This window comes from Neobacillus sp. YX16 (assembly GCF_030123505.1).
Classification (GTDB): Bacteria; Bacillota; Bacilli; order Bacillales; family Cytobacillaceae; genus Neobacillus.
The window spans coordinates 3,167,837-3,186,751 of record NZ_CP126115.1 but is presented as its reverse complement, the minus strand read 5'-3'; the positions used below and the strand labels follow the sequence as shown (position 1 = coordinate 3,186,751).

Genomic DNA, 18,915 nt, shown 5'->3' with positions numbered 1-18,915 from the left:
AAAATTAGAGCTTTACTCTTTGAAGACGCAAGGCATTTAATACAACGGATACGGAACTGAACGCCATTGCAGCACCTGCCAGCCAAGGTGCAAGTAGTCCGATTGCAGCAATTGGAATACCTATTACGTTGTAGGCAAAGGCCCAAAATAGATTTTGCTTGATATTTCGAATGGTTTTTTTGCTCATGATAATAGCATCTGCGATATTATTTAAATCCCCACTTATTAATGTAATATCAGCAGCTTCCATTGCCACATCTGTTCCTGTACCTAAAGCCATTCCTATGTCAGCCACGGCCAAAGCTGGAGCATCATTGATCCCATCACCGACCATTGCCACTTTTCTTCCTTTACTCTGAAGTTTCTTAACTTCATCTGCTTTTCCCTCTGGAAGAACCTCAGCAATTACATGATCAATGCCAACTTCTTTACCAATAGCCTCCGCAGTCCTTTTATTATCACCAGTTATCATGACAACGTTTATATTTAGATTTTTTAATCGGCGAATGGCTTCTTTTGATGTTTCTTTGATGGTATCTGCTACGGCTACGATACCAATGTAATTTCCATCAATTGAAACTAGCATTGCGGTTTTTCCGTTATTTTCGAGGTTTTCCATTTGAGATATTGCATTAGTAATATCAATATTTTCTCTTGCCATAAGCCTCCTGGTTCCAATTAGTATCCTTTTATTGTCTACGATAGCACTCACACCATAACCAGGAATAGCTTCAAATTCTTGAACCTCTTTTAGAGGGATATTCTTTTCTTTTATACCTTGAACAATTGCTTGAGCTAATGGATGTTCAGATTGATTTTCAGCAGAACCTATAAGAGACAAAAACTCTGCTTCCTTAATATTTTCATGTAAAATAACATCAGTTAATTGGGGAGTACCTTTAGTAACCGTTCCTGTCTTATCTAAGATCACAGTATCGATGTGATGTGTGGTTTCAAGGTGTTCTCCGCCTTTAAAGAGGATACCAGATTCGGCCGCTCTCCCTGAACCAGCCATAATCGACGTAGGTGTAGCTAGACCTAGTGCACAAGGGCAGGCAATAACTAATACTGCAATTAATTTTTCTAAAGCTACTGCAAACTCCCCTGGACTGATCCAGATAAACCATACCAAGAACGTCACTATTGCAATCCCCACAACTATTGGAACAAAGATGCCTGAAATTTTATCAGCAAGTCGTTGAATAGGTGCCTTTGATCCTTGTGCTTCTTCGACGACTTTTATAATTTGTGCTAATGCAGTATTTCTTCCGACTTTTGTTGCTTTAATTTTTAGGAATCCATTTTTGTTGATGGTTGCACCAATAACTGAATCACCCACCGTTTTATCAACGGGAACACTTTCACCTGTTAACATGGATTCATCTAATGCGGACCGTCCTTCTACAATTTCACCGTCTACTGGCACTTTCTCGCCTGGTTTGACGTAAACAATGTCACCTACTACTACTTCTTCGAGAGACACTTCTTTTTCAATTCCATCTCGAACAACAATGGCCGTTTTAGCTTGAAGGCCCATTAACTTTTTAATGGCTTCTGATGAACGACCTTTTGCTTTAGCTTCAAAAAGTTTACCTAAGATGATTAAGGTAATCAGGATTGCACTAGTTTCATAATACAGTTCAACCATATGTCCATGAGAACCTATAGATTTAATGGTCATATATAAACTGTAAAAGTAAGCTGCTGATGTTCCGAGTGCAACTAAGACATCCATGTTCGCACTTTTATTTCTTAATGCTTTATAAGCACCAACATAAAACTGCTTACCGATGATAAATTGGACAGGAGTGGCAAGTGCTAATTGTACCCATGGATTCATTAAAATATCTGGTAAATATATAAACGATGTAAAGGAAAAATGGCTAACCATGGACCACAATAATGGTAAAGAAAGGATTAAAGAAAATATAAACTTACCTTGCTGTTCCTTTATTGCCTTAAGGCGATGATCAACATTTTCTTCTTTCTCTTCCTTTGGAATAGCACCATATCCTATCTTTTCTACTCGTTTAACAATATCTTGTGTACCTATTAAGGATGGATTGTATTCAACTGTTGCACTTTCTAAAGCCAAATTAACTGTAGCTTTACTCACACCTTCTAATTTGTTCAACCCTTTTTCAATTCTTGTTGCACAAGCCGCACAGGTCATTCCTGTAATATCAAATTCTTTTTTCTCCGATACAACATCATATCCTAAATCCTGAATCTTCTTTTGAAAATCCTGCTCAGATACTACTTCGGGATTATATTTTATGGTGGACTTTTCAAGTGCTAAATTAACATTCGCTTCTTGTACGCCTTCCATTTTTTTAAGCCCTTTTTCAATTCTTAATGCACACGCTGCACAAGTCATTCCTGTAATTTGAAGATTTGTTTCTTTCGACTCTTTACTCATCAATATTCACCTCATTCATACGGGTAGGGGGTATATATTTTTGTTAAAGATAACGTGCCTTTGACTTTAGCACGTTATCTTTATATAAATGTTCTATTCTACATCGTATCCTTGATCATCAATTGTTTCTTTAATTTTGCTTAAGGCTACGTCAGAAGGATTAAATTCTACATCAACTTTTCCAGTTTCTAAATGAACTTTTACAGATTCTACACCTGTTAATTCTCCAACACTTCCTTCAATAGCCTTTACACAATGACCACAAGACATTCCACTAACGTTTAATGTTACTTTTTCCATTTATAACACTCCTTCTATTTTTTCAATAACCTTTCAATTGTTAAGAGAACCTCATCTAAAACCTCGGTATCCCCATCGTTGATTCGTTCTAAAACACAAGTTTTTAAATGTCCTTCTAGAAGAATCTTTGCTACGCTGTTTAAAGCAGACTGTGTAGCTGCGATTTGCGTAATGACATCATCACAATAAGTATCTTTTTCAATTAATCCTTTAATACCACGTATTTGACCTTCAATTCGATTTAAACGGGTAGTTATATTTTTCTTGACCTTATCAGAATGATGGCTTTTTCTTTCTTCATGAAGGTGGCAATCATGATTTATGTTTTCATCCATTATATCGCCTCCATGGTTACAGTATACTATACCCCCCTAGTGTATGTGAAGGATTTTTTAAAATTTTTTATTAGACAAATTAACCATTTTTTATGTGTCGAACATTATCCAAGTTAATTTGCCCACTTTCTACACTAGTAATTTTCTAATATATGTTGAAATATCATACAGAAGCAAAGAGCAAAATCATTTACTCCTAGGTTCCATTGCTCTTGAAGAATTAGCTCTTGCTCATATTATGAATGCAGAAGCTGAAAAACTTCAATTCGTTCTTGGGACATTAGAATCAGAAGTTGCGTTTTCTCCCGCAGAGGTTTCAGTAGGGGATCTTCTTGAAGTTAACACTAGTGTTCAAAGAACTCTTCGTGATGTGATCAAAAAAGAAATGCTGCTGGAATTCAAGTTTGAAAACGTTCTGGATTTAATCGCAACTCTTCCTCCACCTCCTGTTGTAATAGCTAGGTTTCTTTATGTATCTAATCAAGAAGATGACACGGTAGAAATTTATAACATTATAAATCCTACAGATCCTGTACGTGTCGGAGAATTTAATGGAGGAAATTTAAGCAACCCTACCGGATTAGCTATTACAGGTACCACTCTTTATGTAGCAAATTTTGCCGATGACACAGTAGAAATTTATGATATTTCCAATCCTACAGATCCTGTACATGTCGGAGAATTTAATGGAGATTTCGCTGTTCCTATTGCATTGGCGATTACAGGTACCACCCTTTATGTAGGATATTTTGCAGGCTTGGCAGAAATTTTTGATATTTCCAATCCTACAGATCCTGTACTTGTCGGACAGTTTGGTGTGGGAGATTTAAATAGGCCTGAAGGATTAACAATTACAGGTACTACTCTTTATGTAGCGAATCAAGACGATAACACGGTGGAAATTTATGATATTTCCATGCCTATCACTCCTGTACGTATAGGCCAATTTAATGAAGGAAATTTAGATGGTCCTTTCGGATTGGCTACTACAGATACCACTTTGTATGTAGTAAATGTTGGCGATAACACGGTAGAAATTTATGATATTTCCAATCCTACAGATCCTGAACATGTGGGTGAGTTTGGTGCAGGAGATTTAATTACTCCTTTCGGACTGGCGATTTTTACGGTATTAGGCTAGAGGGTTCTATTTTGCGCCCTCTCTTTTTTCATGATGTTTATGTTATACATGTGAAGTTAACATAACCATTCCTATCGAAAACCAACTACAATTAACCCCTTGGCTGACAAGGGGTTAATTGTAGTCCATCAATAAATGCTTACTTAAGGAATTATTTCAAATGATCCTATCAAAAAATTGAACACCTTAGTAAAAATTTTTTTCGACTTTTAATAGTTTGAAACATTAATAAAAGAAGGGAGTTTTTGCTTTGCACCATCTTCTTGAATTAACCTGCCCCGTTAGATTAAGTGAAAACTATCACAATCTCACTCTATATTTCAACCTAAATATCCTGGTATGAAGTGGTAAATTGTCTGTCTTTCATTTGTATACTTTTTGTCATTCAGTGGTAAAAACTTTGTCAAGAATGGTACATTTCATTGGCTGTAATCACGCCTTCCTTCAATAAAGTTCAGCAAAAAGAAGCGTTAATCCTTATTGGATCAACGCACCCGTTACTTTAAGTACAATACTGTACATTCTTTTTAAGAACATGAAAAAAATTGTGGTGAATGCTACCCTTTCATTATTTATTTTGATTTCTAAGTGATTCTCTATCAATGGATTGGGGAGGTTTTTCAAACCATCCATGATCAATTAAGAGTTTTGCACCTTCCACAGCATAGGCCCCTACTCTAAGAATATAACCTTCATAATTGACCGTTAAATCCTTTCGTAATGATGCTGCAATGGCAAGTCCAAAATCTCCAATACCAATGGCACTTTGTACATTCGTATGAAATAACATTAATTTATCGGAAAACGGTGGGTCAGTGCTATTTGTAATTGTAGAATCCCATGTAGAGGGATAAGAATTATCGTCTTCTTTTAGTTTTATCATAAAATCCTCCACCATTTTCTTTCCTAAGTCATATCCTTCTTTAAAGTAATCACTAATTTTTTTGGACTGAGCGACTTGGCTAAATCCTAAAAGCATGGTTTTTGCGACATTTGCCACTTCGATATTTAACACCTAAATGGGCAATTTCTATTCCCAGGAGCGGTCGGCGATGTCCTACTAGACCACCAAGGAATTTTTTCTCTGTTACATATTCAATTTTATCAGGATAAGAAATATATGGAGCTCGGATAAAAACCCCTTTTTCCTGCATTAGTTCTACATTACGGTCATACAACGTTTCTGTTTGATTTGAAAACTGTTTGAATAAATTACGGATATCTTTACGGGCAGAAACTGACTTGGCCAAACTGTATGAATTCAATCCCGTTCTACCCATATGATGCAGGTATCGCATATAAGTTACATCGGAAAAGATTTTCTTTGCTTGCAGATTCACATCCTGGTCTCCAAATCCATTAGGAAGTGGAATACCTTCTTCTGAAAATATATCCGATATTTGAGCCACATGTTCTAAAGAATAACTAAGAGCAAGTTTAATAATAGGTATAACATCCTGATCTTCGCAAGTTTGTAAAAAATGTTTTAGAACACAAATAGACATGGTGTCACCAATATGGGTACTCCATAACATCGAAATTTCAGCAGATGTTATTTTAGGTAAGTGTTCTACCATAAATTTCAACCCCATCACATATTTTTTTTATTATTTCCGTAAATATGGCGGGGAATGTATAAAAAGAGAAAAGGAATTGTTTATACACACTCCTGATTCCTAAAATTTAACTATTCTACCCCCTTAGCATTATTATGGTTGTAGCTGCTGTTAGAATTATGATTGAATTAAATCCATACCTTTAATTAGCTTAAATTGCATACTTAAAAAATAAAAAATCGACCTAGATGGTCGATTCAAATTACTCTTGACTTCCATTTCATTCGCTCCTGACGTTTCTTATCCTTTATCAAGTTCTTTTACTTATATTCTCTACTAGTATATATCCGAATTAATGACAATCCCCTTCTCACAACTTGAAAAACTGCAAGCTATTTTCGATTTCTTTATCTGTTATTCCGATATAGCGCAACGTTATTACTGGGTCGAGTGATTTAATATGGTAAAGTTGCAATATCTTTTGAACCTATATAGCTGCCATTAATGAGGATAACGCGTGCCTCCTAGTTCATAAAGTGAGTAAATTTACTTAAGCTGGGTAGTATATGTTTGGGATGGTGTGCTTTCATATGAATATTCCCATTTAATAAACAAGGAAGTGAATAGATGAATCAGAGTAACGATCGCAATAAAGTTGGTGACTATCCAGAAGAAAGTGGCAACAATCAAGCTGGTAGTAACGCCAAACAAGGTACCACTGACTTTGGTGAAACAGCAGGAACTCTTACTGATGCCGTTGCGGGTGCTATGATAGGTTCTCCATTTGGACTAATTGGTACTCTTATAGGCGGTGTTTCTGGCGGTGTAATTGGTAACCAGATGGGAGAGGGAGCTGAAGTAGATAATAATACAGCTTCCAAAAATCGTGATGTAGGCAAATATATTTAACTCTATAAATAGGTAGCCATTTTCATAAGGAATCAACTCAATTTACGAGGGAAATGTAAATTTTTAGAAACGGCAGATGTTGAAAAACAGCTTCATGCGTGGCTAACGGATGAAATGTCTAGAGGAAGAACTCAATAATGGGTTCTTTTTCTTTTGATATTATATCACCATGAACATTTAACAAAAAAACGTATATATGGATTAGCAACTGATCCACACCACGACCATCACATCCCCTTCGATCGAAGTCTAATAACGGAAAAATAACAAATGTGCATAACAAATTTTTAGAAAAACAATTTAAATGTAAGATTAAAGAAACGTAAGAAATATGAATGTGTCGATCTACTTTTGTCAATCAGTTTATAATTCCAAATTACCTGGCATTATTGGAAAACTTTTTCTTTTTTCTATTCCTCAGGGTGCTTATGAACTTTTTCTCGAAAGAAAAACGAATTTACTTAAATTTACAGAAAAATGGAGATGGAGTTACTCCCTCTTACTCGTTTTTGTCGTAAAAATTATGGCATTAGGAATATTTATTATCCTAAAGAGAAATTATGAAAATCCATTATACCAGACGAAATGAATAAATTTATAAACGAATAAAAAGGATTTACTTTTTCTTGAAGTAACGTGACTTCAAGAAAGTTCAACAAAAAAGAGGCATTAATCCTTCTTGGATCAACGCCTCTGAAAGTTGCATAAGAAAAGTGACACATTAAAGAATCTCTACCGATATTTGGAGATAAGATAATGTATATTAAAAATCAACTAACCATTTATATTTAATAATGATAATTGGGTAGTCCTTAAATCCTACCAATGTACTTTGGATCCCTAATAATTCCAGGTTGACCTGGGACCCAATTAGCAGGGACTCCTTCTCCAGTCCTTCTACTATATTGTATCCCTTGAATTACCCGTATAATTTCGTAAACATTTCGACCGACTTCTAAAGGATTTACGAATTTGGTAACAATCGTTCCTTCTGGATCTATAATGATGGTTGCCCTAAATGTAGCCCCAGTTCTTTCATTTAGCACTCTATATGCTTTACTAATTTTATGTGTTCGGTCACTTAAGAGCGGAAACAGAACTTTTGAAGCAGAAGGAGAAACTTCAGTAAAAATTTTATGGGAATATACACTGTCTGTACTTATAGCAAGGACTTCTGTATTTAGAAACTTCAGTTGATCATAAATGGCAGCGACCGCTGCCAACTCTGTCGGTCAAACAAAAGTGAAATCACTTGCATAGAAAAATAAGATAACCCATTTTCCACGATAGCTTTCCAGACGAACTTCTTTTATTTTCTTTTCTACATTGTCGTAAGCTTCAGTCACAAATAAGGGGGCAAAATCCGTTGTTTGTGCACAAAAAGGTAGAACACAGTTTTCTAGAGTATCGTCAGGTCTTAATTCCATATTTCCACCTCAATTCATTTACCGATAATAATCGCCTTTTATCCCTGTTTAAAAAGGTAAAGTGTAAAAACCAAACTGCGTGATTTTGTTCATTTTTATTTCAAAGTATTTGATCCCTTACTTGTTCCACAAATAATGTTATTTTATGGAAAACATAAAAATGAGTGCAAGTCTATAAAATTTGTGTATAAAAAAGGATTTTGAGAAAAATAACTAAGAAAACTTTAAAAGGTAGAGGATGTGTGATGAAAAGGAAAATATCAAGATTGCCAAACATTATTATAAATGGTCTTTCTTTTGCCTTTTTGCCTTTTATAATGTTGAAGCAAGTGCTGAAACTAAACTTCCACAAAATTTTTTTTAGGAAAAATGCCATTATTTCGCAGCCAGCTCTTAAAGGGAAGCACCTCATTTGTCGAGTAACTTTTATTGCAGGCAAAGTATTAACCTCACTATGTATAAAACAAAATTAAGAGCGACCTGCAAATGCAAATCGCTGAGTTAGTAACTTAGGTTTGTCGTTAAACACTTCTATTCCTTAATGCTTCTCTGTCCACATTTTGTGGCGGTTGCTCAAGCCATCTGTTTTTAATCATTAATTTTACACCATCATTTCCATATTGAAGTATTTCGGACACTAGTCTTGTGTAGTGTCCGCCCAAATCTTTTCTTAGACTAGCTCCCATCGCAGCCCCATATCCCGCTACACTAATAGCAGTTATGCTGCTTGTGTGAAACATCATTAACTTATCTGAAAATGGTGGATCGATGGATTGCGATATAGTCGCATCCCAAGAACTCGGTAGGGGAACTCCGTCTTCAATTAATATTTCTCGAAACACAGTTTCATGCTTTGCAGCTATTTCTACGCCTCTCTCCATATATTTTCTCACTTCAGGCAATTGGGCAACTTGAGAAAAACCTCCGACAAACGTTCTCCCAATTGAGTTCGTCTCCGTGTTTTTAGAAATATGAGCTAATTCAACCACTGTAAGTGGTCTATGCTTCCCTATTAACCCTGATAAAAAGGAATCATCTTGAAGATATTCCGCTCTTTCCATTGGCGGAATGGTTGGAGATCGAATAAATGCCCCTTTTTTAAGTAGAATGTCACAGGTATTGTTATATAGTTGCATAAACCTTTGAGAAACAATTGAAAAAAGATCTCTGACATCTTTTCTTGCTAATACTTCAAGTAAAGCAGCGGAAGCGGCAGTTCCAGCGGCAGCCATATATTTTATATACCGCAACGTAAAAAGGTCTGAATAAAGCCTTCCAGCTTTTAAATTTACATCTTCTTGAGTGAATCCGAAAGGGACCGCATGATTCTCCATTTCAAATAGATGTTTGATTTCACTTAAAACAAAATTACAATCCGTTAAGGCAGTTTGGATAATGTTTGTGGAATCTTGATCTTCATTTACAATTTGAAAATGCTGTATTATGCAAAAAGCCATGGAATTTTGCATATAAGATCCCCATAATGCCGCAACTTCAGAAGAAACAAGTTTTGCGTTATGTTCCATATTTAATTAATACCCCTTTATTTTTTTCATAGTATGTACAAATATGATTGATATTAATTTTAACTTAACGTAGAAGAAAAAAATTAGAAATATACTTACCCATCTTCCTCAATCCTGCTCCTTTAGTTGAATAATAATTATATTTCCGGGGTTTTCTATTCGGTAAAGCTGCAAAAAATCACATTAATGCCTTCTAAAATAATGGTTTCTTTAGCATTTATTTGCATTTATCAATAAGGTCCTAAAAGGGAAATATACAAATGCACCAAATTGTAAAGGAGGTTTCCAATGGTCTATATGAAGACTTTGCTAATTTGCTTCCTCTCTTTTTCATTCATGTTTTATGCACCGTCAGCCATAGCAGCACCTCCAGAAAATGAATTAAACCAATATCTTTCTGGAATTGGATGGACAAAAAAGGATTTACTGGATTATCTCGAGTATTATGAAATCCCATTGGATGAATTTAGCACAGTGGAAGAGCTTAAAGAAATTCTTGGGACTCCTATTAACTCGAAAAACTTTCAGGAGTTATTAACTAAATATGATCTCACCGAAAAAGAATTAAATGACTTATTTGACCACTTTGAAGACTCCTTAAATGAATATAAATTTATCGAGGATTTGGATGCATCTGTTGAGTTTTATGTTAACTATGATGATTACATGGCAGAGACAGAAAAAGCTTTGGCTGAATTTGGGATAACAGAAGAAGAATCAGAAAGATTTTTCAATTATTTAACAGAAGTAGAAGAAAAAAATAAAGATCAACTAGACCAAATTGCAACAAATGATACACTTTGGGAAAAATTTTTAGGTGTAGAAGATCCTTCTCAATTAAGCGATGAAGAAATGGATGAAATGGTTCGTATACTAGAAGAAGTCATTTCACTGTATGAAATAAAAGTCAATTATCAAGTTGACGGAAAAGCTGTAACATTAAAGGATTTAATGAAAATGCAAGAACCTCCAGGGAGTTTATCTGCCAGTGTCTATAGTATTTCGGGAGAGCTGTTAATCGATTTTACCATCCCTAAAGAATATTTTGAATCGCTTGAAGTAATAGAAGCTGAAGAAGATTTACTTCATTTAGGAGAGATTTCAGATGATTATGTCGATCATATGCATGAAGAAAAATATGAGGCTGCTGGAAAACGTTTAAAATAAACAGAATGAAAGCACAAATACTGACCTTCAACCAGTATGGATTGTATGACACATTCCATTGTGTTTATGCCGGGAGAAATCCTGGCTTTTTATTTCGTAAAATTAGTCAAACGAGGCATTATCCTATGGATAATAATTCATACAAGTAAACCACACCTTTACAAACGATTGGTTTACTTTTTCCCTAACCAATATATTTAATTCTCCTCATTCAATATCAATTCATTTTTAACTTACCTTAAATCGCCAAACAATGGTTGTCGGTTTGGAAAAAAATGAAAACAGCCCACTATACTATTAGGTATAGGGGCTGCTCACTGAATCATAATGTAATTTCATTAGTCAATGTATTTTTTAATTCACATTTGTTACTTTTGATACTTATTTAATTTGGAAGTGATTGATACTGGCTTTCTTTCTTGTTTAATCAGTTTTAAGTTGGAGGCCCAACGGATTCCTGACTCGTAATTTTGAGTATTTTCCTTTTTTACGAGGTCCTGTAATCGTTCTTTATTCTTTTCTATGGATTCTTCTACGGAGAGCATCCGGCGAGTTGGGAAGGATAGTCCAGCAAGAATGGTTGTGATGGTAGGGTCAGATTCTGTGATATAGGTTCCTTCGAATAATTGCAGCGGTTCCCCCACCCTTTCAAAGATAGATGGTACATTTATCAGTTTTGAAAGGGTCTCTGGCCCTTCATAAATCAGTCCAGCACGGATTACCCCTTGCGATTCAACTGGACAGAAAATCGAGTTCTCCCAAGAAACCTGCACTTTCTTTGAGACCTCCGAGGTATTTTTCGCTTCCGTAATCGGAGCGGAAGAAATAATCGTTACACCTCTGGATCCAAGGATATTCATTAGATCTGTTTCATCAAAATTGCCAAAGAATGAACTCTTCTTCGTTATTTTCAGAAGATGGTTAATAGACTCTATAGCTTGAAGATTGGCAGAAAGGTAAATTTCGTGTTTGCTGGATTGTGGTTTCAATTTACGCATTTGATCATTGTCAACGAGGAAGACAGACGAAATGCCTTCGATATTGGAAAGTTCTTCGATACACTCCGCGGTATTAATGCGATTTCCCGCCAATACATTTCGTTCAGGGATAACCGCGATTGCCCCGACCTTGATACCAGGCAACTGATCGATTAACAGATCAATTAGCATCGGACTCATCCCAGAACCCGTACCCCCGTCCGTTGAAAAAGCCACTAATAGAAGATTGATGTTTTTAAAGGAGCTGTTAACAAAATCAATAATCTCCTTATAGTTTTCCTGAAGCGCCCTTAATCCTAATGAACGATCTTGACCGGCACCATTATATCCTGGAACAAAAAACTTTTTTTCGACCCGGGTATTTACAACACCATCTCGTTGATTCGTATTAATGAGAGCTGTTGGAAAATTCAAGGCTGATGCAATTTCCGCAATATTCCCGCCTGCTTGACCTACGCCCAAGATTCCAATCGATTTCACCCAAAACTCCTCCTTCTAAGCTAAAAGCTTATCTCAGTTGAAAATTTAGAAGAATTTTTAACCACATTATTGTTATGGAAAAAACAATCCCTATACCATTTCTACTATCGTGATGGAGAGATTATGACCAATATCGGTACCTGCCCTTTATATTAGCCATATCTATTTTCATACTCAATTATCATAATCATGGAGGCCTTGTTCTCCTCCTTTTTATTTTACAATCTTTGATAAGATGCTTAGAATGGTGGTTATGGAATAAGAAACTTAGATTAACAGATTAAAAGGAGCTTAATTAGATGATTAATGTATTATTTGTGTGTTTGGGAAACATTTGCCGTTCACCGATGGCTGAGGGAGTGTTTCGTGACTTACTGAAAAAAGAAAATTTGTCTAGCAAAGTCAGCGTTGATTCAGCTGCTACAAGTTCCTGGCATATTGGCTCTCCACCGCACAAAGGAACACTTGCAATCTTTAAAAAATACAACATTTCAGCAGACGGTCTAGTCGGTCGCCTATTGACAAAGGAAGACTTTGAAACGTTCGACTATATCATTGGGATGGATGAGAGCAATGTAAGGAACATATTCGAGATCACTGGTAAACCGAAGCATCCGAAAATTATCCGCCTGCTCGATCTAACGGAACATAACAAAGATGTTCCTGATCCTTATTACACAGGAGACTTTGAAGAAACCTATAAGCTGGTTACAGAAGGCTGTCAGGCTTTACTCGCAAAAATTCGTAATGATCAAAACTTAAACTAATAAACAAACCCACCAATATGACGAATGGTGGGTTGTTTATGATGCAAAGCCTTTATTTCTTACTATAAATCTAACCGGGCCATGCATTAAGTGTTTCAAATCCACAAGTGCATACCGTATACTATTGTGACATTGGATAGTTAGGCTTCAGAACCGTCAACTGTTTGATTGAATCTTTTTCTCATAAAGGGCTTTTTAAAATGGATCTTAGCCATTAAGACACCTATTAAGATAAGAATGGCCCCTAAATACCCTTTGGCTGGGAGTGTTTCACCTACGAAAATAAAAGCAAATAATGCAGCGAAAACGGGTTCTAATGAAAATATAAGACCTGTGTGCGTTGGTGTGGTATAGTTTTGTGCATAGGCTTGACCGATAAATCCAATTGCACTACAAAGTATGCTCAAAGCCAATATAGCAACCCATGATTCCGTTGTGTTAGGAAGATGTGGCTTTTCGAAAAATAATGAAAATAGTAACCCCCATGCCCCAGTAAAGCCGAGTTGTAAAATCCCCAGTGTGATGGAATCAACATTTTTCGTTAACCTATCAGTTACAATGATGAAAATGGCATAAAATACTGCACCTAATATGATTAAGAAGTCTCCGGAATTAATTGCTAATTCATTATTTAATGTTAAAAGAGCAATTCCTGTAATAGAGACGCCCACGCCAAAAACAACTTTTTTTTCTGGTTTTTTTCTGAAAAAGATTGCTAATAACAATGGGACAAATACCACTGAAAGACTAAATAAAAATCCTGCATTAGAGATAGATGTGAATTTCAATCCGATCGTAACAACAGACATTATGAAGAACAAGATTGATCCTAATAAAAATCCATAAAAACAAGTTTTAGTATCAATATGTATTAAACGCTTGTAAAATACAGCTCCGGCTAAAATAAAGGCTATGCCAAATCGTAATGCTATCAAATTAAACCCTTGAAAAGAATCGAGACCCATCTTCATAAACAAATAAGATGAACCCCAAATCAAAGTAACGATCAGCATCATGAAATCTGCTTTTAATTGAGTGTCTGATCCTATCCCATTTACTCTCCCAGACAATTTATTCTGATTCATTTTTCTGATCACCTATCCTATCATGAATTGATTATTTATAAGTATAATTGTAAAATTAAAATTAGAAAAATGAATGTTTTAGAAGATGAACATGAAAAAAATTCATGTAAAGGGAGTGGTCAAACTGTCTCTTGCTAAGTTTGAGATATTTAGTACTGTTGTGGAATTAGGGAGCCTTACGAAAGCCGGTGAAATACTAGGATTAAGTCAATCTGCTGTGAGTCATGCCATTACCAGCCTCGAATCAGAATGGGGATTTTCTATACTCAATCGAGGTCGCTCAGGAATCCATTTGACCAGTAACGGGGAGCGCCTCTTAAAGTACATACGTGAAATTCTAAAGTGGAACGAAGAAATGATTCAAGAAATAGCTAATATCAAAGGGCTGGAAATCGGTACAGTACGGATTGGAACGATTTCAAGTGTGTCCATTCACTGGCTCCCTGAAATCATGAAAATATTTAATGAGGCTCACCCTACTATCGAGGTTAAACTCCTGGAGGGGGATTACGATGCCGTCGAGCATTGGATATCAACTGGTTTGGTTGATTTTGGTTTTGTGTCTCTACCGACTTCGCAAAACTTTGAAATGATTCCCTTAAAAAAAGATAGAATGCTCTGTATCCTCTCTAATGAACACCCTCTTGCCGAACAAAATGAGCTTAGTTTTGAAATGATCAAAGAAGAGCCTCTAATCAAGTCGAAAAAAGGGAGCGATAACGACCTAAAACGAATTTTAAAAGAAAACAATATTACTCCAAATATAAAATTTGAACTTTCAGATGACCAAGCCATTATTTCAATGGTTAGAAATGGTCTGGGAATCAGTATCCTTCCTGAGATGGTTTTACATCGAGTTCCAACGAACGTTCGAACTCTTAAGTTAGAGGGAGAAAATTATCGTACAATTGGTATTGCGGCTACATCTTTTAAAACCCTAGCTCCAGCTACGAAAAAGTTCATTGAATATCTGAAATCATGGTTAAATGAGCCTCCACATTTTAAAACAGAAAGGTAATTCAGGTAAAAACTTCCCCTAAAAATATACCTCCCAACATGACGATTGGTGGGTTGTTTATTATCTTGTGCAATTATTTCTTAATATCTTTCACATTGTTCTAAAACATTCTCGGTCTGTTCGATTCAGAAAATAGTTTCATGGGGATGAACCGGGGTATTAGATTACTGTTGTAAGGTCATGCTTTTTTTAGAAAGGCTCTGTTAAACTTGGCTGTTGATTTGCGCTCCAGGCGCTTCGCTTTCCGCAGGCGGTTCGGGAAGCCTCCTCGGCGCTAAAGCGCCTGCGGGGTCTCCCCTGTCCCGTCCTCCTGCAGGAGTCTCGCGCCTTCCGCACAAATCAACAGAGTGCCAAAATCAATAATGAGCTTTAACATAGCCTTTAGAAAAGAAATCTCTCCCTAATTTAATTATAACAGATAAGTAATGTGCAATATAGACTGTTTATTCTGATTTACTACTGCTAAAATGCAATAGAACTTTAGATTTGATTGGTTGGAGGAATCACTGGTCCGACTCAGGAAAAATGATCACTTAGGAGAGATGTAGAATGAGTTCTTTGGTTCTCAGTTTTCAGGAAATGGAAAATACACAGCTTTCGCTCGTTGGTGGAAAAGGATTAAATTTAGGCAAATTATCAAAAATTCAAGGATTACATGTACCAGAAGGAATTTGTGTGACAACACTGGGATACCAGAAAGCCATCGAACAAAACGAAACGTTCCATGCATTGTTGGATCAACTAACCCTGCTTAACGTAGAGGATCGCAATCAAATTGGTGATATCAGCAGGAAGCTTCGCCAAATCCTTATGGATGTAGAAATTCCTTCCGATGTTGTGAAAGCAGTTACTCACTATCTCTCCCAGCTTGGCTTTGAACATGCTTATGCCGTGCGTTCGAGCGCGACTGCAGAAGATTTACCACATGCCTCTTTTGCTGGCCAACAAGACACCTATTTAAATATCATCGGAAAAGAAGAAATCTTGCAGCATATCAGCAAGTGCTGGGCTTCCCTATTTACCGATCGCGCTGTCATCTACCGTATGCAAAAAGGATTTGACCACAGTCAAGTTTCTTTATCCGTCATCATTCAAAGAATGGTATTCCCACAGGTATCAGGTGTATTATTTACCGCTGACCCGATAACGTCAAACCGAAAGCTGCTATCCATCGATGCCAGTTTTGGGCTCGGCGAAGCATTGGTCTCTGGCTTGGTCTCTCCCGATTGTTATAAAGTAAAGGAAGGTAAAATCGTCGATAAGAGGATAACAACCAAGAAATTGGCTATCAATGGATTAAAAGAAGGCGGTGTAGTGACTCAACCGATCAATCCTGATCAGCAAAGCACTCAAACACTTACGGATCAACAAGTTTTACAACTAGCACACATCGGAAGACAGATCGAAGCTTATTTTGGCTCACCACAAGATATCGAATGGTGTTTGGTTGATGATACATTTTATATTGTCCAGAGCCGTCCCATCACTACTTTATACCCCATTCCAAAAGCAAATGATCAAGAAAATCACGTCTATGTATCTGTTGGCCATCAACAAATGATGACCGACCCCATGAGTCCATTGGGATTGTCTTTTTACCTGTTAACGACTCCTGCACCCATGCGTACAGCTGGTGGTAGGTTGTTTGTTGATGTGACACCTATGCTAGAAATGGTAGTAAATACCTTGGGTCAATACGATCCGCTCATAAAAGACGCGCTTATGACCGTCTTAGAGCGCGGAGATTTCATGAAATCAGTATCAAATGATATTAAAGCACCGAGTCCAAGCAGAAACAATACAAATATGCTGGCAGAAATCGAAAACATTCCGACCATCGTTTCTGATTTAATTAAGAGAAATCAAACATCAATAGATGAGTTAAAACAAAACATCCAAATGAAATCAGGCTCGGATTTATTTGATTTTATTCTAGATGATATTCAGCAATTAAAGAAGATCTTATTTGACCCACAAAGTTCAGCTGTGATTAAGGCTGCTTTTAATACTTCCTCATGGATTAATGGAAAAATGAACGAGTGGTTAGGAGAAAAAAACGCAGCAGACACGCTTTCTTTATCTGTACCTAACAATATTACTTCGGAAATGGGTCTGGCGCTATTGGATGTCGCCGATGTGATCCGCCTTTACCCGGAAGTAATTGCTTATTTACAGCAGGTAAAAGATGATAATTTTTTGGATGATTTGGTCAAGTTTGATGGTGGACAGGAAACCCAAGATGCAATAATCGCGTATCTCAACAAATACGGAATGCGATGTGCAGGAGAAATCGATTTGACGAAAACACGGTGGAGTGAAAAACCCACTACACTTGTCCCGTTGATTCTGGGTAACATCAAAACATATGAGCCTGGTGCTGGCAAACGAAAATTTGAGCAAGGGCTGCAAGTTGCATTGAAAAAGGAACAAGAGTTAGTACATCGATTGAAGCAATTACCGGATGGTGAACAAAAAGCCGTAGAAGCAAAACAAATGATTCGTCTACTACGGAATTCCATCGGATATCGTGAATATCCAAAATACGGAATGATTAATCGCTACTTCGTATATAAAAAGGCCTTACTGAAAGAGGCCAAACAACTCGTACAAGCCAAACTTATACCTGAAAAAGAAGATATCTACTATCTCACTTTTGAAGAGCTTCATGAAGTCATAAGGACAAACAAACTGGATTATCAAATTATCACCAAACGAAAAGATGAATACAAATTTTATGAGAAATTAACTCCCCCACGTGTCATCACCTCTGATGGTGAAATTATAACGGGTCAGTACAAACGAGAAAATCTCCCAGACAATGCGATCGTAGGCCTGCCTGTTTCTTCCGGAGTAATAGAGGGTCGGGCACGTGTGATCTTAAACATGGAAGATGCTGATTTAGAAGATGGAGATATCTTAGTCACCTCCTTTACTGACCCTGGCTGGACACCATTATTTGTATCTATAAAAGGTCTAGTCACTGAAGTTGGCGGACTGATGACCCATGGAGCCGTTATCGCACGTGAATATGGATTACCAGCAGTTGTTGGGGTGGAAAATGCCACCAAACTGATAAGAGACGGGCAGCGGATTCGCGTGAATGGAACAGATGGGTATATCGAAATAGTGTAACTTTTGAATACGTTGGATTTAAAAAGCAGCACCGCTCCTGGGGTTACCAAGAGCGGTGCTGCTAATAGAAATGATGCATGTTTTGTTTCAGTTTAAACCTTGAAGTGGCAACAATACCTCTAATTTCTTAATGCCTTACCTGCGAATTCAATTAATTCAGTTGATTCCTTCCCATTCATATCTTGTGCAATTGTTCTTAATGATCGTTCATAACTCTCTGCTTTTTCGGCCATTTCAAATAACCATTTTAAATCTTCTCTATGAAAATGGAATTGAGGAATATCATCATGTCTTCCTTTATAATCCAATTGTACAAAAGCCTTCAATTGGTTATATCTTATCCTATCCAAATTCATTCCCTCCCCTGTTTACAAGCACGCTTATCTAAATTCTCTACAAACCTATTTAGCAAAAGATATTCAACTTATTTCTATCAACAACTTGTTTTACAATTGTATTAGATTATATTCCTTACAAACTGATTTCATAACAATGAATCTACTTTGTCTGATAGCATTGATTTGAGTGCAAATACAAATCAATGTTATGATCAATGCTGTTAGGTAAAAACCAAAAAGTAATAGAAAAAAGAGTGCCCAGCACCAATCTAACTGGTTGGTGCCGGCACTCCTTTTTTATTCAATGGCTGTGTTAA

At 36.5% G+C, this 18,915-nt stretch carries 16 protein-coding genes; 6 read left to right on the top strand and 10 right to left on the bottom strand.

Going from position 1 to position 18,915, the window contains the following annotated elements:
* Nucleotides 1–4 precede the first annotated feature (4 nt).
* From QNH48_RS15415 to QNH48_RS15405, 3 genes are all read right to left on the bottom strand, one after another.
* Entirely contained in the window at nucleotides 5–2,419 is a 2,415-nt protein-coding gene (locus QNH48_RS15415; protein WP_283950972.1) for a heavy metal translocating P-type ATPase, read from the bottom strand.
* A gap of 93 nt (nucleotides 2,420–2,512) precedes the next feature.
* A complete protein-coding gene (gene copZ / locus QNH48_RS15410) occupies nucleotides 2,513–2,719 on the bottom strand; it encodes a copper chaperone CopZ (protein WP_283950971.1) in 207 nt (68 codons plus the stop codon).
* A gap of 14 nt (nucleotides 2,720–2,733) precedes the next feature.
* Nucleotides 2,734–3,054, bottom strand: a complete 321-nt coding sequence (locus tag QNH48_RS15405) for a metal-sensitive transcriptional regulator (protein WP_283950970.1) — start codon at nucleotides 3,052–3,054, stop codon at nucleotides 2,734–2,736.
* Nucleotides 3,055–3,148: 94 nt separating this feature from the next.
* Between QNH48_RS15405 and QNH48_RS15395 the strand changes: the two genes are divergently transcribed.
* On the top strand, nucleotides 3,149–4,195 hold the full coding sequence (locus QNH48_RS15395) for an LVIVD repeat-containing protein (RefSeq protein WP_481858420.1): 1,047 nt from the start codon (nucleotides 3,149–3,151) through the stop codon (nucleotides 4,193–4,195).
* A 568-nt stretch (nucleotides 4,196–4,763) separates the two neighbouring features.
* Here the strand turns inward: QNH48_RS15395 and QNH48_RS15390 are convergent.
* Complete coding sequence (locus tag QNH48_RS15390; RefSeq protein ID WP_283950969.1) at nucleotides 4,764–5,195, bottom strand: DUF3231 family protein; 432 nt, start codon at nucleotides 5,193–5,195, stop codon at nucleotides 4,764–4,766.
* Nucleotides 5,158–5,772: a DUF3231 family protein gene (locus tag QNH48_RS15385; RefSeq protein WP_283950968.1), complete on the bottom strand. Its 615-nt coding sequence runs from the start codon at nucleotides 5,770–5,772 to the stop codon at nucleotides 5,158–5,160. The genes QNH48_RS15390 and QNH48_RS15385 overlap by 38 nt, the downstream gene beginning before the upstream one ends.
* Before the next feature lie 606 nt (nucleotides 5,773–6,378).
* Here QNH48_RS15385 and QNH48_RS15380 point away from each other — a divergent pair.
* Nucleotides 6,379–6,660, top strand: a complete 282-nt coding sequence (locus QNH48_RS15380; protein WP_283950967.1) for a hypothetical protein — start codon at nucleotides 6,379–6,381, stop codon at nucleotides 6,658–6,660.
* Between the two features lie 812 nt (nucleotides 6,661–7,472).
* Here QNH48_RS15380 and QNH48_RS15375 read toward each other — a convergent pair.
* Nucleotides 7,473–8,087, bottom strand: a complete 615-nt coding sequence (locus tag QNH48_RS15375) for a peroxiredoxin (RefSeq protein WP_283950966.1) — start codon at nucleotides 8,085–8,087, stop codon at nucleotides 7,473–7,475.
* A 521-nt stretch (nucleotides 8,088–8,608) separates the two neighbouring features.
* Nucleotides 8,609–9,613, bottom strand: coding sequence for a DUF3231 family protein (locus QNH48_RS15370; protein ID WP_283950965.1), 1,005 nt, complete (start codon nucleotides 9,611–9,613; stop codon nucleotides 8,609–8,611).
* Between the two features lie 288 nt (nucleotides 9,614–9,901).
* On the opposite strand from QNH48_RS15370, the gene QNH48_RS15365 reads away from it, so the two are divergent.
* The gene (locus tag QNH48_RS15365; RefSeq protein WP_283950964.1) at nucleotides 9,902–10,780 is read left to right on the top strand and encodes a processed acidic surface protein; all 879 of its coding nucleotides are present in this window, start codon (nucleotides 9,902–9,904) and stop codon (nucleotides 10,778–10,780) included.
* A 368-nt stretch (nucleotides 10,781–11,148) separates the two neighbouring features.
* On the opposite strand, the gene QNH48_RS15360 is transcribed toward QNH48_RS15365, so the two are convergent.
* Nucleotides 11,149–12,258: an FtsZ/tubulin family protein gene (locus tag QNH48_RS15360; protein ID WP_283950963.1), complete on the bottom strand. Its 1,110-nt coding sequence runs from the start codon at nucleotides 12,256–12,258 to the stop codon at nucleotides 11,149–11,151.
* Nucleotides 12,259–12,557: 299 nt separating this feature from the next.
* Between QNH48_RS15360 and QNH48_RS15355 the strand changes: the two genes are divergently transcribed.
* Nucleotides 12,558–13,025, top strand: coding sequence for a low molecular weight protein-tyrosine-phosphatase (locus tag QNH48_RS15355; RefSeq protein WP_283950962.1), 468 nt, complete (start codon nucleotides 12,558–12,560; stop codon nucleotides 13,023–13,025).
* 140 nt (nucleotides 13,026–13,165) lie between these two features.
* Here QNH48_RS15355 and QNH48_RS15350 read toward each other — a convergent pair whose 3' ends face one another.
* Nucleotides 13,166–14,110, bottom strand: a complete 945-nt coding sequence (locus QNH48_RS15350; RefSeq protein ID WP_283950961.1) for a DMT family transporter — start codon at nucleotides 14,108–14,110, stop codon at nucleotides 13,166–13,168.
* Between the two features lie 124 nt (nucleotides 14,111–14,234).
* Here QNH48_RS15350 and QNH48_RS15345 point away from each other — a divergent pair, with 124 nt between their 5' ends.
* Together QNH48_RS15345 and ppsA are read left to right on the top strand one after the other, a co-directional pair.
* Complete coding sequence (locus QNH48_RS15345) at nucleotides 14,235–15,128, top strand: LysR family transcriptional regulator (protein WP_283955783.1); 894 nt, start codon at nucleotides 14,235–14,237, stop codon at nucleotides 15,126–15,128.
* 549 nt (nucleotides 15,129–15,677) lie between these two features.
* Complete coding sequence (ppsA, locus tag QNH48_RS15340) at nucleotides 15,678–18,260, top strand: phosphoenolpyruvate synthase (RefSeq protein ID WP_283950960.1); 2,583 nt, start codon at nucleotides 15,678–15,680, stop codon at nucleotides 18,258–18,260.
* A 119-nt stretch (nucleotides 18,261–18,379) separates the two neighbouring features.
* On the opposite strand, the gene QNH48_RS15335 is transcribed toward ppsA, so the two are convergent.
* A complete protein-coding gene (locus QNH48_RS15335; protein WP_283950959.1) occupies nucleotides 18,380–18,610 on the bottom strand; it encodes a hypothetical protein in 231 nt (76 codons plus the stop codon).
* Between the last annotated feature and the right edge of the window lie 305 nt (nucleotides 18,611–18,915).

Coding starts and splice junctions, on each gene's coding strand:
- QNH48_RS15415 (WP_283950972.1), bottom strand. CDS start 2,419: ATGAGTAAAGAGTCGAAAGAAACAAATCTTCAAATTACAGGAATGACT.
- copZ (WP_283950971.1), bottom strand. CDS start 2,719: ATGGAAAAAGTAACATTAAACGTTAGTGGAATGTCTTGTGGTCATTGT.
- QNH48_RS15405 (WP_283950970.1), bottom strand. CDS start 3,054: ATGGATGAAAACATAAATCATGATTGCCACCTTCATGAAGAAAGAAAA.
- QNH48_RS15385 (WP_283950968.1), bottom strand. CDS start 5,772: ATGGTAGAACACTTACCTAAAATAACATCTGCTGAAATTTCGATGTTA.
- QNH48_RS15380 (WP_283950967.1), top strand. CDS start 6,379: ATGAATCAGAGTAACGATCGCAATAAAGTTGGTGACTATCCAGAAGAA.
- QNH48_RS15370 (WP_283950965.1), bottom strand. CDS start 9,613: ATGGAACATAACGCAAAACTTGTTTCTTCTGAAGTTGCGGCATTATGG.
- QNH48_RS15365 (WP_283950964.1), top strand. CDS start 9,902: ATGGTCTATATGAAGACTTTGCTAATTTGCTTCCTCTCTTTTTCATTC.
- QNH48_RS15355 (WP_283950962.1), top strand. CDS start 12,558: ATGATTAATGTATTATTTGTGTGTTTGGGAAACATTTGCCGTTCACCG.
- QNH48_RS15350 (WP_283950961.1), bottom strand. CDS start 14,110: ATGAATCAGAATAAATTGTCTGGGAGAGTAAATGGGATAGGATCAGAC.
- ppsA (WP_283950960.1), top strand. CDS start 15,678: ATGAGTTCTTTGGTTCTCAGTTTTCAGGAAATGGAAAATACACAGCTT.